This is a genomic window from Actinomadura barringtoniae (genome assembly GCF_017573505.1).
Taxonomy (GTDB): Bacteria; Actinomycetota; Actinomycetes; order Streptosporangiales; family Streptosporangiaceae; genus Spirillospora; species Spirillospora barringtoniae.
The window spans coordinates 105,368-128,758 of record NZ_JAGEOJ010000026.1 but is presented as its reverse complement, the minus strand read 5'-3'; the positions used below and the strand labels follow the sequence as shown (position 1 = coordinate 128,758).

General features: G+C 70.3%; 24 protein-coding genes. 10 read left to right on the top strand and 14 right to left on the bottom strand.

Annotated elements, in window-relative coordinates:
* Positions 1 to 6 precede the first annotated feature (6 nt).
* From J4573_RS45775 to J4573_RS45760, 4 genes are read right to left on the bottom strand one after another with little or no spacing between them, the layout of a single operon-like run.
* Positions 7 to 795 carry a DUF4097 family beta strand repeat-containing protein gene (locus J4573_RS45775; RefSeq protein ID WP_208262672.1) on the bottom strand — a complete coding sequence of 263 codons (789 nt, stop codon included), beginning with the start codon at positions 793 to 795 and terminating at the stop codon, positions 7 to 9.
* On the bottom strand, positions 788 to 1,429 hold the full coding sequence (locus tag J4573_RS45770; RefSeq protein WP_208262671.1) for a response regulator: 642 nt from the start codon (positions 1,427 to 1,429) through the stop codon (positions 788 to 790). Before J4573_RS45770 ends, J4573_RS45775 begins: the two co-directional genes overlap by 8 nt.
* Complete coding sequence (locus J4573_RS45765) at positions 1,417 to 2,700, bottom strand: sensor histidine kinase (protein ID WP_307797450.1); 1,284 nt, start codon at positions 2,698 to 2,700, stop codon at positions 1,417 to 1,419. Before J4573_RS45765 ends, J4573_RS45770 begins: the two co-directional genes overlap by 13 nt.
* 42 nt (positions 2,701 to 2,742) lie before the next feature.
* The gene (locus J4573_RS45760) at positions 2,743 to 3,630 is read right to left on the bottom strand and encodes a glycoside hydrolase family 19 protein (protein WP_208262670.1); all 888 of its coding nucleotides are present in this window, start codon (positions 3,628 to 3,630) and stop codon (positions 2,743 to 2,745) included.
* A gap of 461 nt (positions 3,631 to 4,091) precedes the next feature.
* Here J4573_RS45760 and J4573_RS45755 point away from each other — a divergent pair, with 461 nt between their 5' ends.
* On the top strand, positions 4,092 to 5,894 hold the full coding sequence (locus tag J4573_RS45755) for a sigma-70 family RNA polymerase sigma factor (protein WP_208262669.1): 1,803 nt from the start codon (positions 4,092 to 4,094) through the stop codon (positions 5,892 to 5,894).
* A 135-nt stretch (positions 5,895 to 6,029) separates the two neighbouring features.
* Positions 6,030 to 6,227, top strand: coding sequence for a hypothetical protein (locus J4573_RS45750; protein ID WP_208262668.1), 198 nt, complete (start codon positions 6,030 to 6,032; stop codon positions 6,225 to 6,227).
* A gap of 37 nt (positions 6,228 to 6,264) precedes the next feature.
* Here the strand turns inward: J4573_RS45750 and J4573_RS45745 are convergent, their stop codons facing one another.
* The 4 genes from J4573_RS45745 to J4573_RS45730 all read right to left on the bottom strand — a co-directional run bounded on the left by J4573_RS45745 (position 6,265) and on the right by J4573_RS45730 (position 9,642).
* On the bottom strand, positions 6,265 to 7,380 hold the full coding sequence (locus J4573_RS45745; RefSeq protein ID WP_208262667.1) for a hypothetical protein: 1,116 nt from the start codon (positions 7,378 to 7,380) through the stop codon (positions 6,265 to 6,267).
* Positions 7,381 to 7,440: 60 nt separating this feature from the next.
* Positions 7,441 to 8,412 (bottom strand): SDR family NAD(P)-dependent oxidoreductase, encoded by a 972-nt coding sequence (locus J4573_RS45740; RefSeq protein ID WP_208262666.1) that lies wholly within the window; start codon positions 8,410 to 8,412, stop codon positions 7,441 to 7,443.
* A 64-nt stretch (positions 8,413 to 8,476) separates the two neighbouring features.
* Positions 8,477 to 8,791, bottom strand: coding sequence for a DUF397 domain-containing protein (locus tag J4573_RS45735; RefSeq protein ID WP_208262665.1), 315 nt, complete (start codon positions 8,789 to 8,791; stop codon positions 8,477 to 8,479).
* Positions 8,788 to 9,642 (bottom strand): helix-turn-helix domain-containing protein, encoded by an 855-nt coding sequence (locus tag J4573_RS45730; protein WP_208262664.1) that lies wholly within the window; start codon positions 9,640 to 9,642, stop codon positions 8,788 to 8,790. The genes J4573_RS45735 and J4573_RS45730 overlap by 4 nt, the downstream gene beginning before the upstream one ends.
* Positions 9,643 to 9,795: 153 nt before the next feature.
* On the opposite strand from J4573_RS45730, the gene J4573_RS45725 reads away from it, so the two are divergent.
* Positions 9,796 to 10,182: an ATP-binding protein gene (locus tag J4573_RS45725; protein WP_208262663.1), complete on the top strand. Its 387-nt coding sequence runs from the start codon at positions 9,796 to 9,798 to the stop codon at positions 10,180 to 10,182.
* A gap of 9 nt (positions 10,183 to 10,191) precedes the next feature.
* Here J4573_RS45725 and J4573_RS45720 read toward each other — a convergent pair whose 3' ends face one another.
* Positions 10,192 to 11,307 carry an FAD-dependent oxidoreductase gene (locus tag J4573_RS45720; protein ID WP_208262662.1) on the bottom strand — a complete coding sequence of 372 codons (1,116 nt, stop codon included), beginning with the start codon at positions 11,305 to 11,307 and terminating at the stop codon, positions 10,192 to 10,194.
* Between the two features lie 124 nt (positions 11,308 to 11,431).
* On the opposite strand from J4573_RS45720, the gene J4573_RS45715 reads away from it, so the two are divergent.
* Positions 11,432 to 12,073 (top strand): TetR/AcrR family transcriptional regulator, encoded by a 642-nt coding sequence (locus J4573_RS45715; protein ID WP_307797449.1) that lies wholly within the window; start codon positions 11,432 to 11,434, stop codon positions 12,071 to 12,073.
* On the opposite strand, the gene J4573_RS45710 is transcribed toward J4573_RS45715, so the two are convergent.
* Positions 12,070 to 12,498, bottom strand: a complete 429-nt coding sequence (locus J4573_RS45710) for a hypothetical protein (RefSeq protein ID WP_208262660.1) — start codon at positions 12,496 to 12,498, stop codon at positions 12,070 to 12,072. The two genes, J4573_RS45715 and J4573_RS45710, sit on opposite strands and share 4 nt — an antisense overlap.
* Before the next feature lie 86 nt (positions 12,499 to 12,584).
* Here J4573_RS45710 and J4573_RS45705 point away from each other — a divergent pair, with 86 nt between their 5' ends.
* Positions 12,585 to 13,067 (top strand): hypothetical protein, encoded by a 483-nt coding sequence (locus J4573_RS45705; protein ID WP_307797447.1) that lies wholly within the window; start codon positions 12,585 to 12,587, stop codon positions 13,065 to 13,067.
* Here the strand turns inward: J4573_RS45705 and J4573_RS45700 are convergent.
* The 4 genes from J4573_RS45700 to J4573_RS45685 all read right to left on the bottom strand — a co-directional run bounded on the left by J4573_RS45700 (position 13,028) and on the right by J4573_RS45685 (position 17,590).
* On the bottom strand, positions 13,028 to 13,372 hold the full coding sequence (locus J4573_RS45700) for a cupin domain-containing protein (protein WP_208262659.1): 345 nt from the start codon (positions 13,370 to 13,372) through the stop codon (positions 13,028 to 13,030). The genes J4573_RS45705 and J4573_RS45700 overlap by 40 nt on opposite strands.
* A 76-nt stretch (positions 13,373 to 13,448) precedes the next feature.
* Positions 13,449 to 15,947 carry an ABC transporter permease gene (locus J4573_RS56470; RefSeq protein ID WP_208262658.1) on the bottom strand — a complete coding sequence of 833 codons (2,499 nt, stop codon included), beginning with the start codon at positions 15,945 to 15,947 and terminating at the stop codon, positions 13,449 to 13,451.
* On the bottom strand, positions 15,944 to 16,774 hold the full coding sequence (locus J4573_RS45690; protein WP_208262657.1) for an ABC transporter ATP-binding protein: 831 nt from the start codon (positions 16,772 to 16,774) through the stop codon (positions 15,944 to 15,946). Before J4573_RS45690 ends, J4573_RS56470 begins: the two co-directional genes overlap by 4 nt.
* Before the next feature lie 87 nt (positions 16,775 to 16,861).
* Positions 16,862 to 17,590 (bottom strand): GbsR/MarR family transcriptional regulator, encoded by a 729-nt coding sequence (locus tag J4573_RS45685; protein WP_208262656.1) that lies wholly within the window; start codon positions 17,588 to 17,590, stop codon positions 16,862 to 16,864.
* 228 nt (positions 17,591 to 17,818) lie between these two features.
* On the opposite strand from J4573_RS45685, the gene J4573_RS45680 reads away from it, so the two are divergent.
* The 5 genes from J4573_RS45680 to J4573_RS45660 all read left to right on the top strand — a co-directional run bounded on the left by J4573_RS45680 (position 17,819) and on the right by J4573_RS45660 (position 23,370).
* Complete coding sequence (locus tag J4573_RS45680; protein ID WP_208262655.1) at positions 17,819 to 18,481, top strand: DUF4097 family beta strand repeat-containing protein; 663 nt, start codon at positions 17,819 to 17,821, stop codon at positions 18,479 to 18,481.
* A gap of 144 nt (positions 18,482 to 18,625) precedes the next feature.
* Complete coding sequence (locus tag J4573_RS45675) at positions 18,626 to 19,387, top strand: NAD(P)-binding domain-containing protein (protein ID WP_243774652.1); 762 nt, start codon at positions 18,626 to 18,628, stop codon at positions 19,385 to 19,387.
* Positions 19,388 to 19,488: 101 nt separating this feature from the next.
* Positions 19,489 to 21,054, top strand: coding sequence for an aldehyde dehydrogenase family protein (locus tag J4573_RS45670; protein WP_208262653.1), 1,566 nt, complete (start codon positions 19,489 to 19,491; stop codon positions 21,052 to 21,054).
* Complete coding sequence (locus tag J4573_RS45665) at positions 21,054 to 22,205, top strand: NAD(P)/FAD-dependent oxidoreductase (protein ID WP_208262652.1); 1,152 nt, start codon at positions 21,054 to 21,056, stop codon at positions 22,203 to 22,205. Before J4573_RS45670 ends, J4573_RS45665 begins: the two co-directional genes overlap by 1 nt.
* On the top strand, positions 22,198 to 23,370 hold the full coding sequence (locus J4573_RS45660; RefSeq protein ID WP_208262651.1) for a Glu/Leu/Phe/Val family dehydrogenase: 1,173 nt from the start codon (positions 22,198 to 22,200) through the stop codon (positions 23,368 to 23,370). Before J4573_RS45665 ends, J4573_RS45660 begins: the two co-directional genes overlap by 8 nt.
* Positions 23,371 to 23,391 lie beyond the last annotated feature (21 nt).

Sequence of the window (23,391 nt, the reverse complement as noted above, 5' to 3'; positions counted from 1 at the left end):
ACTCGGTCAGCCGGCCCGCAGCCGCACGTCACCGCTGTTGCTGCGGGCCTGGAGGGCGGGTGAGGAGGCGGCGCTCCCCGGGACGGTGACCTCTCGCCGGCCGGAGATGGTGTCGGCGCTGGTCCGGTACCGGCCCGGGGGAACGGTCAGCTCGATGTCGCCGGTGTTGGTGGTCACGGCCGCCAGCTCCGGCGGCGCGGCGAACGCCACCATGACGTCGCCGGTGTTGGTCTGCGCCTCCAGGTTGGACGAGCGCAGGGCGGCGGCCGTCACCCCGCCCGAGTTGGTCGTCAGCCGAACGGGCCCGCCGACGTTCCGCAGTTCGAGGTCGCCGCTGCCGGACGTCATGGACACCGCGCCGGTGAGCCCGGCCACGGTGAGGTCGCCCGAGTCGGTGCGCGCCTCGATCTCGGTGGCCGCCGGGACCTGGAGGACGTACCCGGCCTGGCAGCGCGTGACGCGCTTGCCGTTCCCGTCGCGGCAGGCGCCGGTGAGCCGGAGGCGGTCGCCCTCCCAGACCTCCTTCAGGTCGAGGATCTGCCCGTCGCGGGGCCGCCGCTCGAAGTCGACCCGCCCGGTGCCGCCCACCCTGACCTGCACGTAGCCGCTGTTGATCTCCACGATGACCTTGGTCACGGCGTGGATGCGCGAGTAGCGGACGGCCGGCTGGGAGGGCGCGTCCGCGCGGCCCGACCAGATCCGCCCGCCGACGATCCCCGCGCCCAGCAGCGCGACGGTGGCGGCCGCCCCCACCGTGATCCAGAGCAGCCGCAGCACCTTCACCCGCTCAGGCACCGCTGAGGAACTTCAGCACGGCGAGCACCCGGCGATGCTCCTGCGCCGTGCCGGGCAGGTCGAACTTGGCGAAGATCCCCGCGACGTGCTTGGCGACCGCGCTCTCGCTCACCACCAGCTTCTCGGCGATCCCGCCGTTGGACCGTCCCTCCGCCATCAGTTCCAGCACCTCGTACTCGCGCGGTGTCAGCCGGTCGAGCGGGCCGTCGCTGCGGCTCAGCAACTGCGAGACGACCTCCGGGTCGATCGCGGTCCTGCCCTCGGCGACCCGGCGCACGGTGGCCAGGAAGTCCTCCATGTCCGCGACCCGGTCCTTCAGCAGGTATCCGAAGCCCTTGGTGTCGCCTCGCAGCAGCTCGGTGGCGTGCCGTTCCTCGACGTACTGCGACAGCACCAGCACGCTCGGCCGTGGCCCGCCTTTTCGCAGTTTCAGGGCTGCGCGTAGTCCCTCGTCGGTGTGCGTGGGTGGCATCCGCACGTCCACGACCACCAGGTCGGGATCGTGTCGTTCGACCGCCTCCAGCAGCGCGTCGGCGTCGCCCACCGCCGCGTCGACGGTCATGCCGCCGAGCTCCAGCAGCCGGACCAGGCCTTCGCGCAGCAGGAACGAGTCTTCGGCGATCACAATGCGCATGGCAGCTTCACAGTCAGGCGGGTCGGGCCGCCGGTCGGGCTGGACAGGGACAGGGTGCCGTCGACCGAGGCGACCCGGCGGGACAGCCCGGCCAGGCCGCTGCCGCCCGCCGTGCTCGCGCCGCCGCGGCCGTCGTCGACGACCGTCAGCACGATCTGGCCGTTCAGGCGCGTGAGGACCACCTCTGCGTGGGACGCGTCGGCGTGCTTGACCACGTTGGTGAGCGCCTCGGAGACGACGAAGTAGGCCACCGACTCCAGCGCGGCACTGGGCCGTTCCGGTAGGTCGACCCGGACGTCCACGGGAATCGGGGTGCGTGCCGCGAGCCCGGACAGCGCCGCGTCGAGCCCGAGCTCGTCCAGCACGGCGGGGTGCAGGCCGCGCACGAAGTCGCGCAGCTCGGTCATCGCCAGCTTGGCGTCCTCGTGGGAACGGGCGATGACCTCAAGGGCGGGCTCGGGCAGATCCTTCAGCATCGCGCGGGCGATGCCCAGATTCATCGCCAGCGACACCAGCCGCTGCTGGGCGCCGTCGTGCAGGTCGCGTTCGATCCGGCGGCGTTCGGCGTCGGCCGCCTCGACGGTCGCGGCCCGGCTCTCGGCCAGCCTGGACATCCGCCGGGTCAGCCTGGCGCGCTCCTCGCGCCGGGTCGGCCCCAGGAACGTGCGCGCGATCGCCAGGTCCGCGCGCGCCAGGGCGGTGGCCAGCGCGGGGCTGAGCAGGAGGAGCAGCAACCCCGCGACGGTCATCGCGACGATGGCGAGGGGCGCGTGCGGACTCCAGGCGAGCGACCCGAGCCGCCCGTGCGACGGCAGCGTCCACGCGTGGGCGGGCGCGGTGGCGAGCAGCAGCCCGCCGCTCCAGGCCGCGCCGACCAGCGCCGCCATGGCGAGCCCGACCGGCCCGGCCACGAAATGGTAGGCGACCTGACGCCAGGCCCCGGCGGTGAGGGGGTAGCGCCACCAGGCCGGTCCGGGACGGTCCCCGGCGGGATCGACGTCGGTGAGGGCGGTGATCCGGGAGCGCTGCAACGCGGTGCAGACGCGTACCACCGCGAGGATGACGACCAACGCCAGCACCGGGGCGACGACCGACCGCGCGAGCTCGATACCGACCGCGATCGGCATCGCGACGGCGGCCAGGCCGGCGAGCGCCACCGCACCGCCCGCCGCGACCTGCGCGGTGGCCAGCCACGTCGTGGCCCTGACCGGCGCGCTCCACCACGCCCCGATTCCCTCGCGTGCCGGGAACCCGCGCAGCCTCAAGATCACGGCGGTCAGGGTATCCGACGCCTGACGATCGTCAGCAGACGGTCAGCAGTACAGGTTGCCGCCCGGGTCCACACCCAGGATCTGCGTGAACCGCTGGTAGGCGTCCACTCTGCTCTGCACCTGACCGGGGTTGCCGCCGTTGCACTCCAGCGAGCCGTTGATGCTGCGGATGGTCTCGCCGAAGCCGCGGCCGTTGACCATCGCGTTGTGGGCGGTCATGGTGCCGGGACCGTTCTGCGTCATCCAGTACCAGAGGCCGGTCTTCCAGGCGACGGCCGAGTCCCGCTCCACCTGCCACGGGTCGTTCAGCAGGTTGATGCCCAGGGCGTCGCCCGCGGCCTTGTAATTGAAGTTCCAGCTGAGCTGGATGGGACCGCGCCCGTAGTAGGCCGCCTGCCCGGCAGGGCACCCGTAGGGCTGGCTGTAGTCGCAGTAGTGCGGGTAGTTCGAGGTGTTCTGCTCGACGATGTAGACCAGCCCGCCGGTCTCGTGGTTGACGTTGGCGAGGAAGGCGGCCGCCTCCTGCTTCTGGACGGTGTCACTCCCGGTCTTGGCGAACGCGGGGAACGCGCTCATCGCCGAGGTCAGCCCGCTGTAGCTGTAGAACGAATTCCTGCTCGGGAACATCTGGTTGAACTGCGCCTCGCTCACAACGAAGCCGCCGGAGTTAGGAGGCGGGTCCGTCGGCCCACCGCCGCCGCAGGTCCCTTGGTCGGCCCACACGTCGGCGTTGCCGGGCGTCTCGTTCTGCGTCCACCACTTCGCCGACCAGTTGTGCCCGTTGTACGAGGCGACCATGCCGCCGGTGTAGACCGACGAGGAGTTCCAGGCGGCCGCGCACGCCGCCGCGTTCGCCGAGGCAATGTTCAGGACGCCGAGGCCGGCGGCGACGAGGGGGAGCGCCGCCAGCAGGACCACGATCCGTCGCATCGGATCACACCTTCCCTGGATGGGAGCTCTTAGGAAAGCTTCCTAAGAATCTGCGTGATCGTGACACGCCCGAATGGAGGCGACAAGGCCGCGCCGGACCGTAAAGCACCAGCCCTAAAGGCCATTTAAGGTGGTCGATACGCCCGCCAGGAGCGGTTGGTCAGCGTGTCGCGAAGACCTTAAGGTCCGAGCCGGATCCGAGAGCAATCCTCCTGAATTCGTGCCTCCCGCAAGGGGGATGATCGCGTTCAGATCCGCACCTGTCCTAGAGAGCCGGCGTGGGGCCGGTATCAGAGGAGGACGGCAGTGGATCTGTTGGAAAGGGCAAACCGGCCATGGCCGAAGGCGCCGAGGGCGGCGGGTGCGGAAGGTAGCGAGGCCGTAACCGATCGTCCAGTGTCCCCGCGTATGCGTGTCGTGCCACAGTGCGAGCACGGGCGGGCCGGGGGGTGGGCGGGGGCATGAGCGAGAAGCGGTCGCGTGATGAGCAGTGGCGGCTGGACCGGGAACTGATCCTACGGTTTCAGGCGGCCGCGCCTGGACGGGAAAGAGAGCGGGCGTTCGAGCCGCTCGTCGCACGGTATGGGCCGATGGTGCTGCGCCGGTGCGCGATCGGGCTGGCACCCGATGGCGGCGCCGCGGAGGAGGCGGCCGCGGACACGTGGGTGGAGGCCTACACCGCGCTTTACAGGCTCAGGGATCCTCGGGCGGCCGTGAACTACCTGCGGGAGATCGCCCACCGTCAGGTGATCCGGCGCTACAGAGCCGCACCGCGCCGGATGGAACTCCCGTCAGCGGACGCCGTGGAAGATCGTGAGAGGACCCGCGCACGCAGCGACCGTGCCGAATCCGACCACGGATTCGCGATCCGTGAGCAAGAGTTGCTGCGACTGCTCGAGGCGCTGGTGCCGACCCTGCCCGAGGGGGAACAGCGCCTCTACGATCTCGTCGTCCGGCAGGGTATGGAGGTCAGTGAGCTGGCGCAGGCGCTGGGCGTGTCCAGGCAGATCGCATCCCGGCGGCTCTACGACCACCGGCAGTACCTGAAGGAGGCGTTCGGCGCCACCGTCTTGGTCCTGAGCGGGAACGGCTGCGCCGACATCCGCGGCGTCAAAGCTGTCGCGAGCTTCCGCAAGGCCGCTTCCCGTATGAGCGTCATGCCGGCGACGTTGCGGTGGAAAGTGGTCCAACACATCAGCGATTGCGCCAAATGCGGTCATTGGTGCAAGGAGAACGGGTTCTGGTGGATCCTCGCCTTGGTGCCGCCGCTGTTCTTGGCCGGACTCCATCGGAATGTGATGGGTCGGGTCAGGCTGGTGTCCAACACGGAGGCGGTAACGGGCCCGGCGGTGACCGCCCGGTCGCCGGCTCCTCCCACACGGCGGCGCTCCAGCAGGCGCGCGCCCGCGGCTCGGCCGCCGTCCACGCGGCGTTCGCCTTCCGGTCCAGGCCGGAACGGCTGGGAGTGGGGCCCGGTGGCGGCCGTCGTGCTCGTGGGCGGGTTGCTGACGGCCGTACTGGCGGTTGGAGGGGCGTTCCGGCAGACGGGCCTCGGCGTGCTGGCCGCGGAGCCGGCATCGCCCAAGCCGTCCACCGTGAGCAAGGCCCCCGGCCGGGTCAAACCCACCCGCCCAGGAACCGGGGGCAGGCGCCCCGGTCACGCCGACGCGGGCTCAGGGCGCGGCGCCACGGGCGGAGCCGATTCGAGTGAGGGCGACGGCAGCGATCGAAGCGGACCAGCCGGTCGGGGCGACGGCGGAGGCAGGTTGCCCGACGGCACGAACCGCAGCGGCTCTGGCGGCAGGGCCGGGAGTGGGCCGGACGGGTCAGGTGGCGGCGGGTCCGGGAACGGCTCGGACGGGTCTGATGGCGGCGGGTCCGGGAGTGACTCGGACGGGTCTGGCGGTGGCGGGTCCGGGAGTGACTCGGACGGTTCTCCCGGTGGTGGGCCGTACGTGCCGGCCGAGCGGCCCGCTGACCACACCGTCGAGGTCCGCATTGACGGTGCGTCCGACCCGACGGTCGCTTCGTACGGCATCGACGTCACTGTGGCCGGTACGGCCAGGCCGCGGTGTCAAGGTCTGAACGCCCAGTGCCTCTACACCGTCCCTCACGGCGGGACCATCGAGGTGAGGCTGCCGGGCAACAGCAGGGTTCCTTCCTGGGGCGGCCAGGCACCGTGCAAGTCGGGGCAGACCACCTGTGCCTTCACCGTCACGGCCAACATGAGCATGCCCTTGAGGCTGGCGTATGAGCCCGGCTGACCCGCCCCGTAACTTCTCAAAATTCTTCGGGCGAGATGGGGGATATCCCGGCCGCGGACGCCACTTGTTCATTGACCGGTTCATCCAGCCGGTCGTCGTGCATCGAGCAAGACGACAGGAAGGAACGACAGGAACATGAGCAGCAGCCTCGACCGCCACCTCGACTGGGTGCGAAAGACCAACGACGACTACAGCAGCGAACTGCACAAGCGGCAGCGCAGTGCGGACCTGCGGCGCAACTGGGAGGAGGACGGCTACCCCGGCTTCGGCGAGATCGTCGTCGGCCTGATCATCTTCTTCACGCTGGTGGCGATCATGTCCGCGCACCACTGAGGTGCCTCTCCACCACCCGGGCGCGACGGTGTATCGGTTACTGCGTAGTGAAGACCTTCAGGTCCGAGCCGGAACCGAGCCCCCAGAACGCCCGGGTGGTCGGCACCATCGTCAGGCTGCCCACGCTGTAGACGCCCGGCGCCGTCATGGTGTTGCCGGTCGGCTGCCAGCTCGTGCCGTCGTACTTGTGGATGGACACCACGTTCGGAGTGCCGGTCGTGTGCTGCGTTCCCCAGAAGGTGCCCTGCGCGTCCCGATGGAATCCGTCCGGGCCGGGGTTGGTCCTGCTCCAGGCGCTCCCGTTCCAATGCCACAGGAACGGCGTCCCACCACCCGCAGGCTCACTCGTTCCCGCGATCCACGCGTCGTTGGCCGACGGCGCAACGATGTCGGAGACGTAGGCGTTGGCGCTGTCCAACGCTGGAAGCGGAACGCTCTGCCAAGCAGTCCCGTTCCACCGCCGAGCCAACGGCACCCCAGAGGTGTCGCCCTCACCGATCAGCCACACGTCATCGGCCGTACGCGCGTAGTAGACGTCGATGGCCTGCAGCCCGGTCGTCGGGTAGGCCGCCCACGAGTCACCGTTCCGCCGGAACAGGCGCCCGGCGTCCACCCACGCTTCTAGGAAGAGCCCACCCGGCATCGCCTTCACGCGCGGCAGCTGCCGGAACGAGACGACCACACCCTGCGGCGCGGCCACAGCCTCGAAGGCCGTGCCGCTGAAGCGCGCGATGAACGGCTGTGACTCGGTGTCCGACACCCGCCGATACCCGGTGACCCACACCTCGGACGATGAGAGGGCCGCCACTGACAGCATCGGGCCGTTGTTGCTCCAGCCGTTGATCGGGTATTCCTTCCACGCCGAGCCCGTCCAGCGCCGGACCACCGGGTTGCCGCCGACCGTCTTGCCCGTGCCGGGGATCGGTCCCGGAACGGTCAGCTCACCTTGAACGCCCGCGATCCAAACGCTGTCAGCAGCCGTGGCCGCGAGCCCATAGAGGCCCTTGTCCGGCCACAGGAACGGCAGTCCGACCTGCCGCATCGTCGTATCCGCAGCCGAGGCCCGCCCCGCCAGACCGGCCCCGGCCACCAGTGCCCCGGCCCCGCCGACCGCCATCCGCAGAGCGTCCCGCCGCGTGAAGATCGTCGTCATGCGTACCAGTATTCACTGGCGCGATCGCGCCCGCTAGTTGTAGGAGGGTCGAATGGTGCGTCATCGGGTGATCGGGGCGGTGCCGGTCGCGGCGATGGACAGGTCCCACAGCCGCGCGGCCGCGTCGGGGTCGATGGCGTAGGCGCGGACGCCGCCGTCGTCCATGGGCGCTTCGGGGCCGGAGATGGCGGCGACGTCGCAGTCCTCCAGGTAGAGGCCGCCGAGGTCGTTCAGGAGAGGGGAGGTGGCGGCCCACAGGCCGGTGGCGGCGCCCTGGGAGGGGGTCTTGAAGTCGGTGGCGATCACGTTGCCGTGCTCGTCCACCCACCCGCGGTCGATCTGTTCTTCAAGCGCCATTTCCCGCTGCAGCCCGGTGATGATCTTGCCCGGATGAAGTGAGAAGGCGCGGACGCCGTCGCCGTGCCCGAGCGAGTCGAGGTGTACGGCGAAGAGGGCGTTGGCGGTTTTGGCCTGGCCGTAGGCGAGCCACTTGTCGTAGCCGGTACGGAAGTGCGGGTCGTGCCAGCGGATGTCGGTCAGGGTGTGGCCGGCGGAGCTGTTGACCACGACGCGTGCACCGTCGGCGGCGGCCAGGAGCGGGTAGAGCTCGCAGGCGAGGGCGAAGTGCCCGAAGTGGTTGGCGGCGAGCTGGCCCTCCCAGCCGGGTCCCACGCGCCGTTCGGGAGTGGCCATGACTCCGGCGACGGCCATGAGCAGATCGAGCCTGGTCAGGGAGTCGCGGATGTGCGCGGCGGCGGCCCGCACGCTGGCGAGGTCGGTCAGGTCCATGGGGATGACCTCGCAGCCCTTCACGTTCGCGAGTGCGGACCGCGCCATGTCAGGCCGGCGCGCCGGAACGATGACACGGGCTCCGGCGGCCGCGAGGGCACAGGTGGTTTCCAGGCCGAGCCCCGAGTAGCCCCCGGTCACCACGGCGCTCGTGGCGGACAGGTCCAGGCCCGCGGTGACGTCCTGGGCAGTGCTGGTGGCGGAGAAGGGCGAGCCGAGCGGCCGCTGATCAATGCTGGTCACGCCGCCGAAGCTACGATCTAGAGCGCGGTCCAGGTCAAGCTACGGAAATCCGGGGATGCAACAGCTAGTGCGCCTTGATGGCCGCCAGCAACCCTGACCACCCCTGTGGCGAGATCCGAAGAATCGGCCCGTCCGGATCCTTCGAATCTCGCACAGCCACACCTGGGAGGCCCTCAGTAACCTCGACACAGGTACCGCCTTGCTCAGCGCTGCGACTGCTCTTCCGCCACGGTCGCGCGACCTCTACACAAGCCCCGCCGTGCTCGCCGCTATGGCTGCTCGTGCGCCACGCCGGAGCGACTTCGATGCACGCCCCTCCGTGGTCCCCGCTGTAGCTGCTCTTTCGCCAGGAGGCCTTGGAGACATTCCATCTGGTCATGTCTGCGACAGTAACCCTTCGATGAACGTCCGAGTATCGGCCTCACTGTGAGCCTTGGCGTGCATTCCTTTGAAGGCGTTGCTGTACGTCCGCAGTACATCTTCACCTTCGAGATAGGACATCTGTGTCAGCGAGTCCACCGTCACCACGCGCAAGCTGCCAGGTCCACCGATCTCAATGATGATGAACGCCCCGGTCACGCACTGATGGGCGCCACAAGCAAACGGCAGCACCTGCAGCATCACGTTCGGCAGCGACGAGAGATCCAACAGGTGCTGAAGCTGGGCGCGCATGACCCGGCGACCACCTACTAGGCGGTGGAGTGCGGCTTCATCGATGATCGCCCGAAGACGGGGCGGGTTTGGCCGGGTGATGATCTCTTTCCGCTGCATGCGCACGGCGATCAGCCTCTCCACGCTTTCCTCGTCCCCCGAGTAAGGGCCTTGCGCGATCAGTGCGCGTGCGTAGTCCTCGTTCTGAAACAGGCCGGGCACGACCACAAGCTCACAGAAGTCGATCGAGTCGGAGTCGTACTCCAGGCCGATGAGGTCCATGGTCTCGGGGGAGAGGTCCTTGCGGAACTCTTGCCACCAGCCCTTCTTGCGGCCGTTGCGGCTCCAGTCGTAGAGGCGCTCGTGGATGGCGGCGTCGGTCACGCCGTACTTGTTCAGCATGTATTCCACGTCGCGGACGCGGGCGTGGTGCAGGCCCTTCTCGATGCGGGCGATCGAGGTGGGGTGGCGTTTCAGCAGGTCGGCCGCCTCGTACAGGGTGAGACCGGCCGACTCGCGCGCGTTCTTCAGCGCCAGTCCAAGCCTGCGTAGCCGGATCGTCGGTGCGATGTTGCCCACGCGACTCATTGTGATCGGAGCGTATGCGTTCTGCTACGGAAAGCAAAAAGGGGCAGATCTGCGCGGCGCTCACCACCCCCTTTCGCGAACTGTCTTGTAGCGGTCACAGTGCGCGACCAAGCTTGCGGCGTCATCGAGCGAAGGGAGATCAGGATGGGAGCTCTGACGGTGCTCGCCACGCTGACGCTGCCGGGCACGGCCCGGTCGCTGGAGTACGCGCGCAGATTCGTGGAGGACATGCTCGGCTCCGAGCATCCGGCGCTGGACTCGGCGCTGATCTGCACGAACGAGATCGCGACCAACGCCGTACGGCACACCCGTTCGGGCGAGGGCGGCCACTTCACGGTCATCGTCGCTGAGGACGGGAGCACCGTTCAGATCACCGTCGTCGACGACGGCACGCAGGGACTCCCGATCGTGAAGCTGGCCGATCCGCTGGACGAGACCGGCCGCGGCATGTTCCTGGTCGAGATGCTCAGCGACGAGTGGAACGTCGAGTCCGAAGGCAACGCCACCCGAGTCTGGTTCCGGGTCTCATGAGCGTCGCGTTCAGGCGGGCTGGAAGAACTCGAGCAGCTTCTCGGCGGCGTCCGGCGACTCCAGCATTTCCTGCATCTCTGCGGACAGCCGCCCGATCTTGCCGGTCCGCTCGAACATCTCGCGTTCGTACTCCTTGACGGCGGCCGGAAAGTCGTCCGGCTGCGCGGCCAGCGCGAGGCCGAGCAGGGCGCCGTCGAGCAGCGCCATGTTGGCGCCGTGCCCCACCGGCGGCATCAGGTGCGCGGCGTCGCCGAGCAGCGTGACGCCCGGCGTCGACGGCCAGGTCACCCCGACCGGCAGCGTGGTCAGCGAGCGTGGCACGACCGTGTCGTCGCAGGCCGCGATCAGTGCGGTGATCCGTGGGTCCCAGCCTGCGTACAGCTCGATCAGCCGCGCCTTGGCCCGGGCCGGGTCGTCGAACGGGATCTCGCTCTTCTCGAACCAGTCCTCGCCGGTCTTGTAGAAGCTCAGATACACACGAACGCGACCGTCGCCGTTCCGCTGCGCCGACAGGGCCTGCCGGTCGCCGGGCACCCAGTAGTTGCCGCGCCCGACCATCGCCGCGAGCTCGGGATAGGTCCGATCGATGTCGGGAATCCCGAGTTCCACGACGTTCTGGCCGATGTGCCTCGGCCGGGCGTCGGTGAGCAGCGGGCGGACCTTCGACTCCGCGCCGTCGGCGCCGACGAGCAGCTCACATCGCTCACTCCTCCCATCGGCGAAGTGCAGCACGCCGCCCTCGGCGGACTTGAACGCGTATCCCCAGCGCACCGTCCGCTCAGGAATCGAGTCCAGCAACATGTCGCGCAGATCGCCACGGTCGACCTCGGGCCGCAGCATCGGCGCGTCGTCGGGCGTGTCCTCTTGGAGTAGCAGCGTGCCGTCCGGCTTGAGCAGGCGCATGTCCTGCCCCTGACCACGGGCGATCGCGTAGAACTCCTCGATCAGGCCGGCCTCCCTCAACGCCCGCTGCCCGGTCCTGGAGTCCAGGTCGAGCATGCCGCCCTGCCCCCGCGCGTCCCGCGACGACTCACGCTCGAACACCACGGAGTCGATCCCGTTCACATGCAGCACCCGAGCCAGGGCCAGCCCGCCGAGCCCGGCTCCCACGATGGCGATGGTCATCGCACCCTCAATTCACCGTATCGACTCAATACACTGTATCGATCAAAAACACCGTATCACCGCGAGCCGATGTATCGTCAACGCCATGTTGGTGTGGGAAAGGCCAGAGCCACCGGATCGCCCGGTGCCGACCCCTCTGAGCAGGGAACGCATCGTCCAGGCGGCGATCAATCTGGCCGACGAGGACGGCCTGTCAGCCGTATCCCTGCGCAAGGTCGCCGCCGAACTGAACGTCGGACCCATGCGCCTGTACGGCTACATCGACACCAAAGAAGAGCTGCTCGAGCTCATGCTCGACGCCGTCTACGCCGAGATCCGCCCCTCAGGCGAGACCTGGCGAGAGACGCTCCGTTCCCTGGCCGAAGGCATCCGCCAGGCCGCCCACCAGCACGAATGGTTCGCCGACCTCATCGGAGGCCGCCCCCAGCTGGGCCCGAACACCCTCACCTCCGGCGAGGCCGTCGTCGCAGGCCTCAGCGGCATGAGCGTGGACATCATCGTCCCCGTGATGGCCGCCGTCAACGCGTACGTCATCGGCGCCGTCCGCCGCGAGATCACTGAACGCCGCGCCGAGCGTTCCACCGGAACCGACATGAAGCAGTTCCAGGCCGCCTACGGCCCCTACCTCAGGCGCATGCTCGCCACCGGCCGCTTCCCCTCCCTGTCCACCCTCATCCACGACGGCCCCCACCTGACCCCCGACGAGACCTTCCACACCGGCCTCGACTACCTCCTCGACGGCATAGAGGCGCGGCTCTCCAGCTAAAGCTCGAAGTCCTCCGCGAGGTCGTCCCAGGCGAGATCGGCCAGGGCGACCGTCACGAAGTCGGCGACCGGCCCGCCCAGGTCTTTTTGAAACCAGACCACCGTCAGCTCGGACCGGTAGAGGACCGCGTCCAGCGCATCGTCGACGGGTCTCGCCCGAAAGGCGCCGCGACAATGGACCGCGGGCAACACCTCGACCGGGCCGAACGGCAAGCGCCCAGACCCGGCCTCGGGATAGGTGCGCTCGGGCTCGATCAGGTGCACGGGCGGGAAACCGTCCGCACGTCTGACCAGAGCGGCCAGCTTCCGATCGTTGATCGCCGCACACGGGTACCCCTCCAGCAGCCCGCCATAGGTCGAGGAGATCTCCAAGTGAGTCAGCTCGACATCCCTGCCCGAGCCGAGCGTGATCCGAGCCAGCGTCATGATCCAGAGTGTGGCAAGACCCGTTCCCCCAAAGCACGCGCATATTCGAGCGACAGCCGCACACCGCGCGTGGCACGCTCGGCCCCGTGCAGTACAGCTACGTCGGGCCTGTGGAGATTCTTGAGCAGGTGGTGACCGGCCAGCGCGGGCAGGCGATCGCCTCGCGCGATGACCTCGCCGACTGGCTGGCGGGGCAGGCTGAGGAGGAACGGACCGAGCCCTTCACGTTCGTCATTGACTTGAGCGGCATGCTGCGTCTGGCTCCGCAGCGGAGCGAGCATGTGGCCTGTGCCGGTGGCGAGCCCGTTTTGAGCGCGGGCGAGATCACTTTCGAGGACGGACTGACGGTCAGCGAGGTCAGCGAGGTCAGCAACCAGTCGACCGGGTACTGCCCCGACGTGACCTCGTGGCCTGCGGTCGCGGCGGCGCTCGATCGGGCGGGGATAGAAGGCCCGGGTGCGTTCACTCAGCCCATCGTCTTCCGTCATTGCTCGCAGTGCGGGCAACGCAACATCGTGAAGGACGACTACTACGTGTGCGCTGCCTGCGAGGGGCCACTACCTGTGTAGGCGGGGGCGAAGAAGACCAGCACGGTCATGTCCTCGGTCACGTCGTGGAAGCGGTGCTCTTCGTGGGCCGGGACGAACAGCGTGATGCCGGGGCCGACGTCGACCGTACGGCCGCCGGAGGTGAACGAGCCGCGGCCGCTCACGACGACGTAGATCTCGTCTTCGGAGTGCGGTGACTGGTCGTCAATCGTGCCTGCGGGGATGGAGTACGTCCCCACGCTGAGTGCGGGCACGCGGAGTTGCTCCAGGTATTGCGGTGCTCCGTCCGGGGCGGGCTCGAAGCGGCCCGCGTCGACGATCTCCATGGCGGGATCTTGCCACATGGCTGGGACGCCGCTGCGCCCGTACGGGGCGACCGTACGGGCGCGGGGGCTTGAGCGGCTAGGGGGCTACTGCGTCGGCCGGGTGGCGGCGCAGGAGGGCGAGGGTCGGGAGGAGCGTCGCGGCGAGAGTCAGGGCCAGGGCCCCGGTGACCACGGTGGCGAGGATCCAGGGCGAGCCGTACGGGACGGGCGTGCCCAGGACGCTCAGGCTGAGCGGGATCAGCGTCGCTGCGGCGACCAGGAACGCCGCCGCGATGCCGGCCGCGGTGACCAGGAGGGCCTCGACCGCCATCATCTGCACGATCTGGCGGCGTGCGGCCCCGGCCAGGCGCAGGAGGCCGAACTCGCGGCGGCGTTCGCCCGTCGCGACGATCTGGGTGTTGACCAGGGCGATCGCGGCGTAGCCGACGACCACGCCCAGCACCAACCAGGACATCCACGCCTGGGTGTCGTCCTGCCCGGTGCGCAGCGTCGCGCGGTCGACCACCTGGAGGCCGGGGGCGGCGAGTGCGTGGGCCAGTTGGGTGGGGTTGGTGCCGGGAGCGGCGTTCACCATGATCTGCGGGACCAGGGCGCTGTCGGTGTGGGGGAGCAGGGTCTGCGCGGGGAGGAGCGCGGTCTCGTAGCCGGGGCGGGTGTGGACCGTGGCGACCAGCGTGAGGGCCGCGCGGCTGCCGTCGCCGAGCCTCATGGGGACGGTGTCACCGATCTTGTAGGGGGCGGCGTAGCGTTCCGGCAGCGCGACGGTGGCTCCATTGAGGGCGGCGAGGCTGCCGCTGGTGGCGCGGAACGAGGTGGTGTTCGTGACCGCGGACGCGGTGACGCCCAGGAGCGACATCGTGGGCGGGCGCGGGTCGTTCTCCCCGCCGGAACCCTTGTGGACGAGCGGCCCGGCCAGCGCGGCGGGCTCGATGAAGCCGGTGCTGGTGACCTGCGCCGAGGCGGACGCGACGCCGGGCCGGTGGGCGATCTGGTCGACCATTTCCAGAGGCAGGCCGCCGGTCTGGGAGGTGACGGCCAGGTCGGCGCGCAGGCCGTCCTCGAACACGTCCTGGGAGCCCTTGCTCTGCGTGGTCTGCATGTAGGTCAGGGCGAGCGCGAGCCCGGCGGCGAGCATGACGGGCAGCACCGCACCGGTCAGCCGGGCGGTACGGGCCCGGGCGTTCTCGGTGGCGAGGTGGCCGGCGTAACCGGTGATTGCGCGGAGCGGCCGGTGCAGCGCCGCCGTGACGGCCCTGGACAGGAACGGGCCGAGCAGCGCGAACCCGGCCGTCCACACCATCGCGGCGGGGGTCGCTACCCCGGCCGCGTCGGGGCCGTCCGACCCGGCCGTACCGACGGCCAGCGCGACGCCGCCTGCGACGAAGCCGAGCCCGAGGACCAGGCGGATCTTGCTGAACCGGCGCGTGTCCACCGACGCCTGGGCCAGCGCCTCGACGGGCCGGGTGCGCGCCGCGCCGTGGGCCGCGACGAACGCGGCGCCGAGCGTGGTGAGCAGCGCGGTGCAGACCCCGGCGATGATCGGGACGTTCCCGGCCCGGTAGGCCAGCGTGTCCGGCACCACCCCGGCCTCGGCGAACGCGGCCAGCAGCCACCGGCCGACCTGCGGGCCGGGCAGGCAGGCCAGCCCGGTGGCGACCATCGCCAGCAGCATCGCCTCGCCCACGATCAGGCGGCGGACCTGCCCGGGGGTGGCGCCGATCGCCCGCAGCAGCGCCGTCTCGCGCAGCCGCCGCCGGATCGACAGGCCCAGGGTCGCGGCCACCACGAACACCGTCACCATCGCCGACAGCCCGCCGAACGCCGCGGCCAGCGGGATCAGGTCCTCGCCCTCGGACATGACGCCGGGGTTCTCGGCCCGGCCTCGTTCGTCGCCCGTCAGCACCGAGACCTGCCGGCCGTCGACCGCCTTGGCGACGTCGCGCTTCACCTTCGCGACATCGGCGTCCGGCGCTGTGAACAGCCCGATGGAGTCGACCTTGCCGGGGTGACCGGCGACCTGCGCCGCGTCCGCGTCGGACAGGAAGGCGGTGTCGCCGGCGCCGCTGATCAGGCCGGACACCTGGAAGCGCTTGAGACCGCCGCGCATCAGGAGCTCGATCGTGTCGCCTGGACGGACCCCAAGGCGGTCGGACACGACGACCTGCCCGCTGGCGGTGGGCGCCGACCCCTGTGCGAGCTTGAACGGGGCGAGCCGTGCGGACGACCAGCCGTGCCCGGTGAGCCGCCGGCCACCACGCGCCGTCGTGACGGGGAACGACACGTCCGTCGCGACGCCGGACACGCCGGGCACCGACGCCAGCTGACCCGCCAGCGCCGCGTCCAGCGGGACCCGCTCGGCGAACACCTCGTCGCCCGCCGTGCCGTGGTAGCGCTGGTCGCCGGTCACCACGACCGGCGCGGCGCCCAGCCGCTGCGGCGGCGCGGCCCGGTGGATCCCCGACTCCAGCAGCCCGCCGCAGCCGATCACGATCACCGCGCCGAGGAACATCCCGACGAACGAGGCGATGAAACCGCCCTTGTGGAAGCGCAGCGTGCGCAACGCGATCCTGATCACCACAGCTCCCGCATGGTCTCGGTGTTGGCGGCCGTTCCGTTCGCGGACGGCACCGGTTCGTTCCGCAGGCGGGTCATCCACGCGGCGACCCGTTCGGGCGTGGGGCGGTTCAGCGACCCGGCGATCCGGCCGTCGGACAGGAACACCACCCGGTCGGCGTACGCGGCGGCCACCGGGTCGTGGGTCACCATCACCACCGTCCGCCCGGCCTCCGCCACGACTTCGCGCAGCAGTCCCAGCACGTCCCGGGCGTTGCCGGTGTCCAGCGCGCCGGTCGGCTCGTCCCCGAAGATCACCGCCGGCCGCGTGACCAGCGCGCGGGCGATCGCCACCCGCTGCTGCTGACCGCCCGACAGCTCCGCCGGACGGTGCCCGCGCCGGTCGGCCAGCCCCACGCGCTCCAGAACGTCCTCGACGGCGCCCCGTTCCGGCTTGCGACCGGCCAGCCGCAACGGCAGCGTCACGTTGTCGACCACGGTCAGCGCGGGCAGCAGGTTGAACGCCTGGAACACGAACCCGATCCGGTCGCGCCGCAACCGGGTCAGCGCCCGTTCGCTCAGCGAGCCCAGGTCCTCGCCGTCCAGCCGCACCGTTCCCGACGTCGGGCGCTCCAGCCCTGCCGCGCAGTGCAGCAGCGTGCTCTTGCCGGATCCGGACGGCCCCATCACCGCGGTGAACGACCCGCGCTCCAACCCGAGACTCACCCCGTCCAGCGCGACGACGCCGCGCTTGGACCCGCCGTACACGCGGCGTACGGCCTCCAGCCGCAGCACCTCGTCCGGCCCGGTCACCGGGTTCCCGCTCGCCCGCTCAGCAACTTCTGTCATGCCGTCAATGCTGGTCGCGGGCACCTCACCGCCGACAGCCTCGACCGGTTGAACCCGTTGTCCACCGACCGGTGGACAACGCGGGGTCTACGCGTCGTCGTCCGAGGGGGGCCGGGTGTAGAGGACCTCGCGGGCCTGCTCGGTGGCGCGCTTCATCTGCTCGCCGACGAAGTCGAGGAAGCGGGCGGCGTTCTCCAGGCGGGCGGCGGCCGGGGTGCCGGTGCCGAGGACCGCGTTGCCTTCGAGCGCGGCCTTGATGAACTCGTCGTTGGCCTCGGCGCTGCGGACCATCGCCTGGTACCAGAGGTCGTCGTCCACGACGTAGCGGTCGCGGCGGCCCTCGGCGCGTTCGCGGCGGACCAGGTCCAGGCCCTCCAGGAACGTGATCGCCTTGGACACCGACGCGGGGCTGACCTGGAGGCGCTGGGCGAGCTCGGACGCGGTGAGGCTGCCGGCGTCGGTGGTGTAGAGGCAGCCGAGCACGCGGGCCATCATCTTGGGCAGGCCCGAGGTCATGAAGACGGTCGTGAGCCGCTCGCTGTACTCGCGTACGGCCTCGGCGTCGCGGCCGTGCGGCTGCGGGGCCGCCTCCACTCCGCGGGGCGAGGACTGCTTGCGGCGGTGCGCGCGGCGCTGGGTCGCGCGCTGGGCCAGGTCGGCGCGGTAGCCGGTGGGGCCGCCGTTGCGCATCACCTCGCGGGTGACCGTCGAGGTCGGACGGTCGAGGCGCCGGGCGATCTCCGCGTAGGCGAGCCCGTCGGCCAGCCCCAGCGAGATCTGCTGGCGTTCCTGCTGGGTGAGCCTGCCTCCCGGCATCGGGACCTCCCTGGTGACCTGGCGTGCGTCGCGGGCCGACTATAGCGTTCACCGTCATTCCATTGCAAAGAAGCGGTGCATCTTGTTGCGTTGAATCACGTTCCATTGCAACAAATTTAGAGCCCTGAGCTGCATAAATGTGGATACTGTGCAACGAGTATGTTGCGTGAATCAGAAAGGCAACGTAGCGTTTGCGGTGTCAGAAAGAACGAGCCGCAGGAGCCCACGATGCAGACCTTCGCCACCACCGCCCCGATCACCACCGTCGTCACCATCCCGGCCGGCCGCGTCCAGGTCATCGCCGCCGAGCGGGCCGACGCCTCGGTCGAGGTCCTGCCCGCCAAGCCCTCCAAGGGCCGCGACGTGAAGGCCGCCGAGCAGACCACGGTCGAGTTCGCCGACGGCGTCCTGCGGATCGAGTCCGCAGTGAAGAACCAGTACTTCGGCCCGACCGGCGCGGTCGAGGTGACGGTGAAGGTGCCCGTCGGCTCCAAGGTCGAGGCCAAGACCTCCGCCGCCGAGTTCCGGGTCGTCGGCCGCCTCGGCGACGTCGTCTTCGACGGCGCGTACCACCAGATCAAGATCGACGAGGCGGCGAGCCTGCGGCTGACCGCCAGCGACGGCGACGTCGAGGTCGGCCGGCTGAACGGCCCGGCGGAGATCACCACCCAGCGCGGCGACATCCGGATCGCCGAGGCGAAGGCGGGCAAGGTCGTCCTGAAGACCCAGCTCGGCGACATCACGGTCGGCGCCGCGGCCGGCGTCTCCGCCTCGCTGGACGCCGGCACCAGCCACGGCCGGGTCAGCAACGCGCTGAAGAACGACGGTGACGCCGACCTCGACATCCACGCCACGACCACCAGCGGTGACATCACCGCCCGCAGCCTCTGACCCGCGGCCGGCACATGAAACGGCCGAACAGGGCCGTCAGATCAAGCGATCTGACGGCCCTGAGCCATGTCCGGGCGAAGGATGATCGGAGTCCCCCATGATGGTCGTGAACTGGTTGAACGCGCAGGCTGGAGGTCGCTAGTGATGCGGATCGGCGTCATCGGGGTGGGGGAGATCGGCCGGGCTCTCGTTGAGGGCCTGTGTAACGGGGTCGGTGACCCGCCTGAGGTCTTCCTGTCTCCTCGGGGTGCCCGTACGGGCGCGGAGCTGGCGGAACGCTTCGAGAGCGTGCAGGTGTGCGCCGACAACCAGGACGTCGTGGACCGTTCCGAACTGGTGATCATCGCCGTGCGGCGCGGGGACCGGCAGGAGGCGCTGGGCGGCCTGCGGGTGGGCGACGACAAGATCGTGGTGAACGTGATGGCGGGCGTTCGCAACGACGATCTACGGCAGTCGCTCACCGGCGGCTTCCCGCTGGTGCGCGCCATCCCGCTGCCCGCCGTGCGCGAGCGGAGGGCCGTGACGGTGACGTGCCCGGCCCATCCGGTCGTGGACGCCTTGTTCGGCCAGTTGGGTGGAGCGCTTCCGGTCACGGACGAGGAGACCTTCGACGTCTTCTCCGCGCTGACGGGAACGCTGACGGCCCATCTCTCCTATCTCGTCACCCTCACGGAGTGGGCCGCACGCAACGGCGTTCCGGCGGGCGACGCGGAGCATTACGTGCGGGGGCTCTTCCAGAACGTGGGCCGTGCGCTGGGCGATGAGTCCCGTTCTCTGCAGCAGCTCGCGTCCGACCACGAGACGCCCAAGGGCAACAACGAGCGCATCCGTACGACCTGGTTCAACGAGGCCAACGCCCACGAGCTCGGGAAGGCGCTCGACGGGCTGCTCGCGGACCTCAGATAGAGCTCGGACAGTGCTCAGACAGCGCTGCTTAATCTCGCGGTAAGTAGACCGTGCTCTCCCTGATCTTGGCGTTTCCGGGCGCCGGGTCGCAGAGTTGGGGCATGTCGACGACGCTGTCCTCCATCATCGCCGGGTCCCGCGTGGGGCCGGCCGCGCGCACGTACGCCTCCACCGACCCCTCCCGTACCGATGAACGGGTCGCCGACGTCGCGCTCGGCGACGCCGGGCTGTTCGTGGACGCCTGCCGGGCCGCGAGGGATGCCCAGGAGGCCTGGCGCGACGTTCCGCCGCCGATCCGCGGCCAGGTCATCGCGGGCGCGGGACGGCTGGTCGAGGCCAACAAGGAACGGCTGGCGCGGATCGTCACGCGAGAGGTCGGCAAGCCGTACGCCGAGTCGCTCGGCGAGGTCCAGGAGATCGCCGACACCTGCGCGTTCTTCCTCGGCGAGGGACGGCGGCTGTACGGGCAGACCGTGCCGTCGGAGATGCCCGACAAGCAGCTGTTCACCTTCCGCGACCCGGTCGGCGTCGTGTCGGTGATCACGGCGGGCAACTTCCCGGTCGCGGTGCCGTCCTGGTACATCGTCCCGGCGCTGCTGTGCGGCAACACGGTGGTGTGGAAGCCCGCCGAGTACGCGGCTTCGTGCGCCAACGCGTTCTTCGAGCTGTTCGTGCACGCGGGCGTACCGGAGGGCGTGCTCAACCTGGTCTTCGCCGACGGTGAGGAGACGTTCCGCGGCCTGGAACAGGCGCTCGGAGACGGGCTGGTCGACAAGGTCGGCTTCACCGGGTCGACCGAGGTCGGCACCTGGATCGGCGAACTGTGCGGCCGTCACCTGCAGACGCCGTGCCTGGAGCTCGGCGGCAAGAACCCGATGGTGGTCACCGAGGACGCCGAGCTCGACCTGGCCGTCGAGGGCGCGCTCTTCTCCGGCTTCGGCACGGCGGGCCAGCGCTGCACCTCGCTCGGTACGGCGATCGTGCACGAGTACGTTCACGACGAGTTCGTGCGGCTGCTGGACGCGGTGACGCGCGCGGCCACGGTCGGCGACCCGGCGCAGGACGTGCTCTTCGGCCCGATGATCAACGAACGGTTCGCGGACGGCTTCGAGACCTATCTGGGCTGGATCGACCCGGAACGCCACACGACCTATGGCTCCACGGCGGTCGGGCGGATCACCGGCAAGGAGCCCCGGGAGGGCTTCACCGGCGACCCCGACGCCGGGCTGTTCTACCACCCGGTGATCGTGGACGGCGTCGGGCCCGACGACCGGCTGTTCCGGAACGAGACGTTCGGCCCGATCATCGGCGTCGCCACGTACCGCACCCTGGACGAGGCGATCGCGCTCGCCAACGCGCCCGGCTACGGCCTCTCCTCGGCGATCTACACGACCGACCCGAAGAAGGCCTTCGCGTTCCGGCGCGGCATCAAGGCGGGCATGGTCAGCGTCAACAACTCCACCTCGGGCGCCGAGGCGCACCTCCCGTTCGGCGGCAACGGCCGTTCGGGCAACGGCAGCCGCCAGTCGGGCATCTGGGTGCTCGACCAGTTCACCCGCTGGCAGTCGATGAACTGGGACTACTCCGGACGGCTGCAGAAGGCGCAGATGGACGTGCTGGAGATCGACGCCGATCTGGGCTTCCTGTTGCCGGAGGACGAGAGCTGATGCAGGCCGAGGTGGTGATCGTCGGCGGCGGGGTGATGGGCACGAGCATCGCGTTCCACCTCGCCGAGGCGGGCGTGCGCGACGTGGTCCTGGTCGAACGGGACGATCTCGGCTCCGGCTCGACGTGCAAGGCCGCGGGCGGCGTGCGGGCGCAGTTCTCCGACGAGGTCAACATCCGGCTCGGCGCGCGCAGCCTGGAGGCGTTCAACGGCTTCGCGCAGCGCCCCGGCCAGGAGATCGACCTGCACCGCGTCGGCTACCTCTTCCTGCTGTCCAGGCCCGAGGACGTCGAGGCGTTCGAGCGGAGCGTCGCGCTGCAGAACGAGCTGGGCGTGCCGAGCCGCATGATCACCCCGGCGGAGGCCAGGGAGCTCTCGCCGCTCATCGAGACAGACGGGATCCTGGCGGCGGCGTTCTCCCCGGACGACGGGCACTGCACGCCCGAGTCGGTCGTGCTCGGCTACGCGACCGCCGCGCGCCGCCACGGCGCCCGCATCCTCACGCACTGCGAGCTGCTCGACGTCGAGACGACCTCCGGCGGCGACATCGCCGCAGTGCGGACGTCGCAGGGCCGCATCGAGACGAGCACGGTCATCTGCACGGCCGGGGCCTGGTCCACGGCGGTCGGCGAGATGGCCGGGGTGCACCTGCCCGTCAGCCCGTTGCGACGGCAGATCGTCTTCACTGAGCCGATGCCGGGCCTGCGCGACCTGGCGCGCCCGGTCCCGATGACGATCGACTTCGAGACGTCGTTCTACTTCCACGGCGAGGGCCAGGGGCTGATGATCGGGATGTCCGACCCCGACGAGCAACCCGGGTTCCGCCTCGACCGCGACGACGCGTGGATGGCCGGGCTCGGCGAGGCGATGGCCGTACGCGCGCCGAGCCTGCTGGACGTCGGCCTCACCACCGGCTGGGCCGGGCTGTACGAGGTGTCGCCCGACCACAACGCCCTCATCGGCGAGGCGCCGGGCGTCTCCCGGTTCCTGTACGCGACCGGCTTCTCCGGCCACGGCTTCCTCATGGGACCGGCGGTCGGCGAGGTCGTCCGCGATCTCTACCTCGGCCGCGAGCCCTTCGTGGACGTGTCCCCGCTCGACGCCCGGCGCCTCGAAGGCGACCGGCTCCGCCCGGAGATCAACCTTGTCTGACGTCTTCTCGCTGATGGACGAGTGGGGGCCCGAACGGGTCGTCTGCGTCTCCGACTCCCGCACCGGGATGAAGGGCGTCCTCGTCATCGACAACACCGCGCGCGGCATGGGCAAGGGCGGCATGCGGATGAGCCCGACCGTCACCGTGCACGAGGTCGCCAGGCTCGCCCGCGTCATGACCTACAAGTGGGCGGGCGTGGACCTGTTCTATGGCGGCGCGAAGGCGGGCATCGTCGCCGACCCCGCCTCGCCCGACAAGGAGGCGATCCTGCGGGCGTTCGTGCGGGCGCTCGCCAAGGAGATCCCGGCGGAGTACGTGGTGGGCCTGGACATGGGCCTCACCGAACGCGACGCGGCGATCGTTCAGGACGAGCTGGGCGACCGGGGCGCGGCGGTCGGCACGCCGCACGCGCTCGGCGGCATGCCGTACGACGAGCTGGGCGTGACCGGGTTCGGCGTCGCCGAGGTGACCGACGCGGCCGCCCAGGAGGCCGGGCTGCCGATGTCCGGCGCGCGGGTCGTCGTGCAGGGCTTCGGCGCGGTCGGGCACGCGGCCGCCCGGCGGCTGGTCGAGCTGGGGGCGTCGGTGGTCGCGATCTCGACCGTACGGGGCGGGCTGTACGACCCGGACGGCCTGGACGTGGCGCGGCTGCTCAAGCTCCGTGCCGAGGCGGGCGACGACCTGATCGCCGAGTACGGCGGCGGGAGCCTGCTGGAGCCGGGCGCCGAGCTGCTCGTACCCGCCGACATCGTCATCCCGGCCGCGCTGCAGGACGTGATCGACGAGGACGTGGCCACCCGCATTCAGGCCCGCGTCGTCGTGGAGGGCGCCAACCTGCCCACCGGTCCCGGTGCGCAGCGCGTGCTGGCCGAACGAGGCGTCACGGTGGTGCCCGACTTCGTGGCGAACGCGGGCGGCGTGGTCGCGGCCGGGTTCGCGATGGACGCGCGCTACTCGCCGTTCCGGCCCGAACCCGACGCCGTCTTCGCGACCGTCTCGGCCAAGCTCCGCGACAACACCACGACCATCCTCGCCGAGGCCGCCCGCCGCCGTACGACCACGCACGAGGCGGCCGTCGCCCTCGCCCAGCACCGCGTCCGAGCGGCGATGCACCTCAAGGGCCGCCTCCCCCAGTCCCCCCCAACCGCGCCGATCTTGCTCTGAGCGCCCTGTTCGGCCGCCCCA